The 7,948-nt window shown below is 62.4% G+C and carries 3 protein-coding genes; 1 reads left to right on the forward strand and 2 read right to left on the reverse strand.

The window, feature by feature from the left end:
• Window positions 1-54: 54 nt before the first annotated feature.
• Window positions 55-1,857, reverse strand: a complete 1,803-nt coding sequence (locus tag J4E53_RS28765) for an acyl-CoA dehydrogenase (protein ID WP_060739488.1) — start codon at window positions 1,855-1,857, stop codon at window positions 55-57.
• Between the two features lie 196 nt (window positions 1,858-2,053).
• Window positions 2,054-6,007 (reverse strand): trifunctional transcriptional regulator/proline dehydrogenase/L-glutamate gamma-semialdehyde dehydrogenase, encoded by a 3,954-nt coding sequence (gene putA / locus J4E53_RS28770; protein WP_103309963.1) that lies wholly within the window; start codon window positions 6,005-6,007, stop codon window positions 2,054-2,056.
• Window positions 6,008-6,469: 462 nt separating this feature from the next.
• Between putA and putP the strand changes: the two genes are divergently transcribed.
• On the forward strand, window positions 6,470-7,948 hold a 1,479-nt coding region (gene putP, locus J4E53_RS28775), incomplete at its 3' end, for a sodium/proline symporter PutP (protein WP_207268248.1).

Here is a 7,948-nt window from a genome sequence, read left to right on the forward strand (position 1 = left end):
CTGTGGGAGCGAGCCTGCTCGCGATTGGATTTCAGCCGCGCCACGAGTCTTGCCTCAGAACCACTCATCCCGCATCCCCAGGCACGTATCATCCCGCGCCTCGAGAATCGCCAGCTCATGGTGACACCCCGGCACTTCCCAGGTCAGGAAGTAGCGCGCCGCTTGCAGCTTGCCTTTATAGAAGTCGCTGTCCGCGGCATTGCCCCTGGCCAGGCCTTCCTCGGCACGAATCGCCTGTTCCAGCCAGCGCCAGCCGATCACCATGTGCCCAAACACTTTCAGGTACAGCGCCGAGTTGGCGAGGCTGCTGTTGACCTTGCCCTGGGCCAGGTCTGTCAGCAGGCCCAGGGTGACGGTTTGCAGCCGCGCCACCAACGCTTCCAGTGGCTGGTGTAATGGCGTCAACGATGGGTGCGCCTGGGCCCGTTCAATGGTGTCGGCCACCAGGCGGATCAACTGCTTGAGCCCGGCGCCGCCGTTCTGCGCCAGCTTTCGCCCCAGCAGGTCCAGGGACTGGATGCCATGGGTGCCTTCATGGATCGGGTTCAGGCGGTTGTCGCGATAATACTGCTCCACCGGGTATTCGCGGGTGTAGCCGTGACCGCCCAGGATCTGGATCGCCAGTTCGTTGGCTTTCAGGCAGAACTCCGAGGGCCAGGATTTGACGATGGGGGTCAGCAGGTCCAGCAGTTCATGGGCGCGCCGACGCTCGGCTTCGCTGTCCAGGGTGGTGGTGTCGTCGAACAGCCGCGCTGCGTACAAGCCCAGGTCAAACGAGCCCTCGACGTAGGCTTTTTGGGTCAGCAGCATGCGGCGCACGTCGGCGTGCTGGATGATCGCCACCGGGGCGGTGGTCGGATCCTTGCTGTCGGGCACCCGGCCTTGCGGACGTTCGCGGGCGTATTCAAGGGAATACAGGTAGCCGGCGTAACCCAGCATCACCGCACCCATGCCGACGCCGATGCGCGCCTCGTTCATCATCTGGAACATGTAGCTCAGGCCGTGGTGCGGCTTGCCCACGAGGTAACCGACGCATTCGCCGTTGTCGCCGAAGTTCAACGCGGTCGACGTGGTGCCGCGCCAGCCCATCTTGTGGAACAGCCCGGCCAGCAGCACGTCGTTACGCGGGCCGAGGCTGCCATCGTCGTTGACCAGGAACTTGGGCACGATAAACAGCGAAATGCCCTTCACGCCCGGCGGCGCGTCCGGCAATTTCGCCAGGACCATGTGCACGATGTTTTCCGACAGCGGATGATCGCCGCCGGAGATGAAGATCTTGTTGCCCTTGAGTCGATAGGTGCCATCGGACGCAGGCTCTGCCCGTGTACGAATATCCGACAGCGAAGAACCTGCATGGGGTTCGGTCAGGGCCATGGTGCCAAAGAAGCGGCCGTCGATCATCGGTTGCAGGAAGCGTTGCTTCTGCTCCTCGCTGCCGAAGCTTTCGATCAGGTTCGCCGCGCCCATGGTCAGGAACGGGTAGGAGGTCGATGCGGCATTGGCCGACTGGAAGTGTGCGAAGCAGGCCTGGGACAGCAGTGTCGGCAACTGCATGCCTCCGGCGTCGAAGCTGCGCGCGGCATTGAGAAAACCGGCCTCCAGAAAGGCATCCACCGCTGGCTTCACCTCGGGAATCAGGATCGCCTGGCCGTTCTCGTAGCGCGGTTCGTTTTCATCGTTCTTGCGGTTGTGGGGCGCGAAGAATTTCTCGGCGATGCTGCGGGCCGTGCCGAGGGCTGCGTCGAAGGTTTCGCGATTGTGTTCGGCAAACCGCTCGCGCTGGGTCAGGCCCTCGGCATCGAGGACTTCGTACAGCTCGAAAGCCAGATTACGGGAACTGAGCAACGTCTCGGACATGGCGGCCTACCTTTTTTTGGAATGGGCCGAGTCTAGGCGTGGCAATGGAGGCTGAACAGGATGATTGATTTGAGTGATGGAGGAGCGAGGGTGACGCTAATCAAAATGTGGGAGCAAGCTTTGCTCCCACAGCGTTCATGCCCACAGGGATTTCGTTAATCAGGCACCCATTGCAGGTGCCTGGTCTACAGCGGGTTTAGCCGATGGTCATCAGGCTGGCGTTACCCCCCGCCGCGGCGGTATTGACGCTCAAGGCCCGCTCGATCACCAAACGCTCCAACGCAATGTTGGTCTCGCCCTGGGACAAACCATGCACCCCGACGATGGCGCCGGCACGCTTGGCCACCTGCTGGCAAACGTCGCGCAGTTGGTCCGAATCGCCGTGGTGCAGGACCGCGTCGAACAGCACATCGTCCTTGGTCCAGTCGGCAACCCGCTGAATGCGTGCCTGAATCTCTTTCGGCAAGCGGGCGAACAAGGCCTTGCTGGTGTCGGTTTCCGGCCATACGGCCGAGCCGCCCACGGCCAGTACGGCCGCCAGTTGCGTCAGCAGGTCGCCTTCCACGTCGGCCAGGCACAGCACGTGCTCGCGCGGCAGGATGGCATAACTGTTGCGTTCGCCGGTCGGGCCGGTCAACTGGCGGGTGATGCCGCTTTGCGATTGGGCCGCGAACTGCACGCACAGGGCGCTCAGTTCGGCGAGCTTCTGGCTGTCGGCCCAAGCTTGCAGGGCGGTCAGCGGTTTGCTCATGGCATCGCGCAAGCGCAGGTCCGGCGCAACCAAGGCATCGCCACGGACGAAGGACTGCTGGATCGCATCGGTAGGACGAGTCGACAGCAGGCGGTACAGGTACAGCGGACCACCGGCCTTGGGGCCGGTGCCCGACAGGCCTTCGCCACCAAACGGCTGCACACCGACCACGGCGCCGACAATGTTGCGGTTGACGTAGACGTTACCGGCATGGACGTTGTCGATCACCTTGGCGATGGTCTCGTCGATGCGTGTGTGCACGCCCAGGGTCAGGCCGTAGCCGGAGGCGTTGATCTGGTCGATCAACTGACCCAGTTCCTTGCGCTTGTAGCGCACCACGTGCAGCACCGGACCGAAGATCTCCCGCTGCAGCTCGTCGAAGCTTTCCAGCTCGATCAGGGTCGGCATCACGAAGGTGCCGCGCTTGCACTCGTCGCTGTCGGCGATTGCCATCTGGTACACGGTGCGCCCCTTGTCGCGCATGGCCTGGATGTGTTTCTCGATGCCAGCCTTGGCTTCGGCATCGATCACCGGGCCGATGTCTACCGACAGACGCTCAGGGTTGCCGAGACGTGCTTCAGCCATGGCGCCCTTGAGCATTTCGATGACGCGGTCGGCGGAATCTTCCTGCAGGCACAGGACGCGCAGGGCCGAGCAACGCTGGCCGGCACTGTCGAAGGCCGAGGACACGACGTCGATGACCACTTGTTCGGTCAGGGCCGAGGAGTCGACGATCATGGCGTTCTGGCCGCCGGTCTCGGCGATCAGCGGGATCGGTCGGCCCTGGTTGTCCAGGCGTCCGGCGATGTTGCGTTGCAGCAGCCGGGCGACTTCGGTGGAGCCGGTGAACATCACGCCTTTGACCCGATCGTCGCCGACCAGGCGGGCGCCAACGGTTTCGCCACGGCCCGGCAGCAGTTGCAGGACGCCTTCCGGAATGCCGGCTTCGAGCATCAGGCGCACCGCCTGGGCAGCCACCAGCGGCGTCTGCTCGGCGGGCTTGGCCAGAACCGGGTTGCCGGCGGCCAGTGCGGCGGCAACCTGGCCGCTGAAAATCGCCAGCGGGAAGTTCCACGGGCTGATGCAGACCACCGGGCCCAGAGGGCGGTGGGCGTCGTTGGTGAAATCGTTGCGCGCCTGCACCGCGTAGTACCGCAGGAAATCCACGGCTTCACGCACTTCGGCGATGGCGTTGGCGAAGGTCTTGCCGGCTTCGCGGGCCAGCAGGCCCATCAGCGGCTGGATCTCGCCTTCCATCAGGTCGGCGGCACGCTCGAGGATCGCGGCACGTTCGGCTGGCGGCGTGGCCTGCCAGATCGGTGCGGCGTTGAGGGCGCACTGGATGGCGTTGTCGACGTCGGCAACCGTGGCTTCCTGCACATGGCCGACCACATCGCGGTGATCGGACGGGTTCAGCACCGCTGCCGGGGTTTCTTCGCTGGCAGCGCAACCGAGCATCGGCGCGGCTTTCCAGTCGTTGTGGGCAGTGGCCAGCAGGGCGCAGGACAGCGACGCCAGGCGATGCTCGTTGGCCAGGTCGATGCCGCTGGAGTTGGCGCGGTCGCTGCCATACAGGTCGCGTGGCAGCGGAATACGTGGGTGCGGCAGGCCGAAACCGCCTTCCAGGGTTGCCATCTGCTCGATGCTGGCCACTGGATCGGCCACCAGCTCCTGAATGGAAATCGACTGGTCGGCGATGCGGTTGACGAACGAGGTGTTCGCGCCGTTTTCCAGCAAGCGGCGTACGAGGTAGGCCAGCAGTGTTTCGTGGGTGCCAACTGGGGCGTACACACGGCACGGACGGTTCAGCTTGCCTTCGGAGACCTTGCCTACAACTTGTTCGTACAGCGGTTCACCCATGCCGTGCAGGCACTGGAATTCGTACTGGCCCGGGTAATAGTTCTGACCGGCGATGTGATAAATGGCCGACAGGGTATGGGCGTTGTGCGTGGCGAATTGCGGGTAGATGACTTCCGGCACCGACAGCAGCTTGCGCGCGCAAGCGATGTAGGACACGTCGGTGTACACCTTGCGGGTGTACACCGGATAGCCTTCCAGGCCTTCGACCTGGGCGCGCTTGATCTCGCTGTCCCAGTACGCGCCTTTTACCAGGCGAATCATCAGGCGGTGGCGGCTGCGCCGGGCCAGGTCGATGACGTAGTCGATCACATACGGGCAACGCTTCTGGTAGGCCTGGATCACGAAGCCGATGCCGTTCCAGCCGGTCAACTGCGGCTCGAAGCACAGGCGCTCCAGCAGGTCCAGGGACAGTTCGAGGCGGTCGGCTTCCTCGGCGTCGATGTTCAGGCCGATGTCGTATTGCTTGGCCAGCAGGGTCAGCGACAGCAGGCGCGGGTACAGCTCGTCCATGACGCGCTCGTACTGGGCGCGGCTGTAGCGCGGGTGCAGGGCCGAGAGCTTGATGGAAATGCCCGGGCCTTCATAAATCCCACGGCCATGGGACGCTTTGCCGATCGAGTGAATGGCTTGTTCGTACGAGGCCAGGTACTTCTGGGCGTCATGTTCGGTGAGTGCGGCTTCACCCAGCATGTCGTAGGAATAGCGGAAACCTTTGGCTTCGAACTTGCTGGCGTTGGCCAGGGCCTCGGCGATGGTTTCGCCGGTGACGAACTGTTCGCCCATCAGGCGCATGGCCATGTCGACGCCCTTGCGGATCATCGGCTCGCCGCTCTTGCCGATGATGCGGCTCAGGGAGGAGGTCAGGCCCGTTTCGTTATGGGTGGCGACCAGCTTGCCGGTCAGCAACAGGCCCCAAGTGGCGGCATTGACGAACAGCGACGGGCTGTTGCCGAGGTGCGGCTGCCAGTTGCCGGTGCTGATCTTGTCGCGGATCAGTGCATCACGAGTGCCTTTGTCCGGGATGCGCAGCAGTGCCTCGGCCAGGCACATCAGGGCCACGCCTTCCTGGGACGACAGGGAAAATTCCTGCAGTAAGCCCTGAACGATACCGGCACGGCCGCCGGCACTTTTCTGGTTACGCAGTTTTTCCGCAATCGAAGCCGCCAGCTTGTTGGTGGCTTCGGCCATTTCCAGCGGCAGGCGGGCCTGCTCGATCAGCATCGGCACCACTTCCGGCTCAGGGCGACGGTAAGCGGCGGTAATGGAGGCGCGCAGGACCGATTGCGGCAGGATGCTCTCGGCAAATTCGAGGAAGCATTGGTGAGCATGGTCGACCTGTACGTCGCCGGCATCATCGCTGTCGGCGCGGGGTGAACCGTTCAGTTCGGTCAGGGTTGCACCACCCTCGAGTTTTTCCAGGTAATTGAAAATTGCCTGCTTGATCAGCCAGTGCGGCGTGCGATCGATCGAGGTTGCGGCCGCCTTGAGGCGTTCGCGGGTCGGGTCATCGAGTTTGACCCCAAGGGTGGTGGTAGCCATATTTTTATCCTCATGTTTACCACGTATGGCGTGGCATCAGCTGGCGGCAAGATTAGCTGTGGGATGGATGAGGTGCAACCGGGTGCAACCCTTTTTTTCTTGAAATGACAGGCAGCTCATCCGGAAGCCAGGGCGACCCCGTCAATCCTGCACCGGCTTAGTGCTTTGACTTCTAGTGATGCGCTACGGACTGCACTAAAAGGGAGCAAAAAACGGCGTTTTTGCGATAAAACCGATCAGGTGCAACTTATTCGAGCGAAACTGGTTGCACCTTATTTGATTTGTTGAATAGCATTCGCGGCCAAGGTGCAACCGGCTCCAAGCCGAGGGGCATCGGCTGATGGCTTTCCTGGGGAAACATCAGTCATAAATTCGCGGGACTGCAAATCGTCGCTACAACGTCTGCGTTGTCGGCGCTTCCAACTGCCACCGCACCATAAAAACAAAGCCAGGGCGTAACTCATGAGTGTTAGTAATCCCACCTTGATCACTTTCGTGATCTACATCGCAGCCATGGTCCTGATCGGCCTGATGGCTTACCGCTCCACCAATAACCTTTCCGACTACATCCTGGGCGGTCGCAGCCTGGGCAGCGTGGTCACGGCCTTGTCCGCCGGTGCTTCCGACATGAGCGGTTGGTTGTTGATGGGTTTGCCGGGTGCCATCTATATGTCTGGCCTGTCGGAAAGCTGGATCGCCATCGGCCTGATCGTCGGCGCCTACTTGAACTGGCTGTTCGTGGCCGGTCGCCTGCGGGTACAGACCGAGCACAACGGTGACGCCCTGACCCTGCCGGATTACTTCTCCAGCCGTTTCGAAGACAAGAGCGGCCTGCTGCGGATCATCTCCGCGGTGGTGATCCTGGTGTTCTTCACCATCTACTGTGCTTCCGGCATCGTGGCCGGTGCCCGTCTGTTCGAAAGCACCTTCGGCATGTCCTACGAGACAGCGCTGTGGGCCGGTGCTGCCGCGACCATCGCCTACACCTTCGTTGGCGGTTTCCTGGCCGTGAGCTGGACCGACACCGTGCAAGCGACCCTGATGATCTTCGCGCTGATCCTGACGCCGATCATCGTGCTGCTGGCGACCGGTGGCGTGGACACCACGTTCCTGGCCATCGAAGCGAAAGATCCTTCGTCCTTCGACATGCTGAAAAACACCACCTTCATCGGCATTATCTCGCTGATGGGCTGGGGCCTGGGTTATTTCGGCCAACCGCACATCCTGGCGCGCTTCATGGCGGCGGATTCGGTCAAGTCGATCGCCAATGCCCGTCGCATCTCCATGACCTGGATGATCCTGTGCCTGGGCGGCACCGTGGCGGTGGGCTTCTTCGGTATCGCTTACTTCTCGGCGCACCCCGATGTGGCCGGCCCCGTGACCGAGAACCCAGAGCGCGTGTTCATCGAGCTGGCAAAACTGCTGTTCAACCCATGGATTGCCGGTGTACTGCTGTCGGCCATCCTGGCGGCGGTGATGAGTACCCTGAGCTGCCAGTTGCTGGTGTGCTCCAGCGCCCTGACCGAAGACTTCTACAAGACCTTCCTGCGCAAGAGCGCTTCCCAGCTGGAACTGGTCTGGGTCGGTCGCGCCATGGTGCTGCTGGTGGCCTTGGTCGCCATTGCCCTGGCCGCTAACCCGGAAAACCGCGTACTGGGTCTGGTGAGTTACGCCTGGGCCGGTTTCGGTGCTGCCTTCGGCCCGGTTGTCCTGATCTCCGTCATCTGGAAGAACATGACCCGCAATGGCGCGCTCGCCGGCATTCTGGTGGGTGCAATCACCGTGATCGTCTGGAAGCATTTCGCGCTGCTGGGCCTGTACGAAATCATCCCGGGCTTCATCTTCGCCAGCCTGGCCATCTACCTGGTCAGCAAGATGGGCTCGCCTACCGCGGGTATGCTGCAGCGCTTCGACGCGGCGGAAAAAGATTTTCGTCTGAAC

The sequence above is a fragment of the Pseudomonas sp. FW305-28 genome, from assembly GCF_017351395.1.
Lineage (GTDB): Bacteria > Pseudomonadota > Gammaproteobacteria > Pseudomonadales > Pseudomonadaceae > Aquipseudomonas > Aquipseudomonas fluorescens_AA.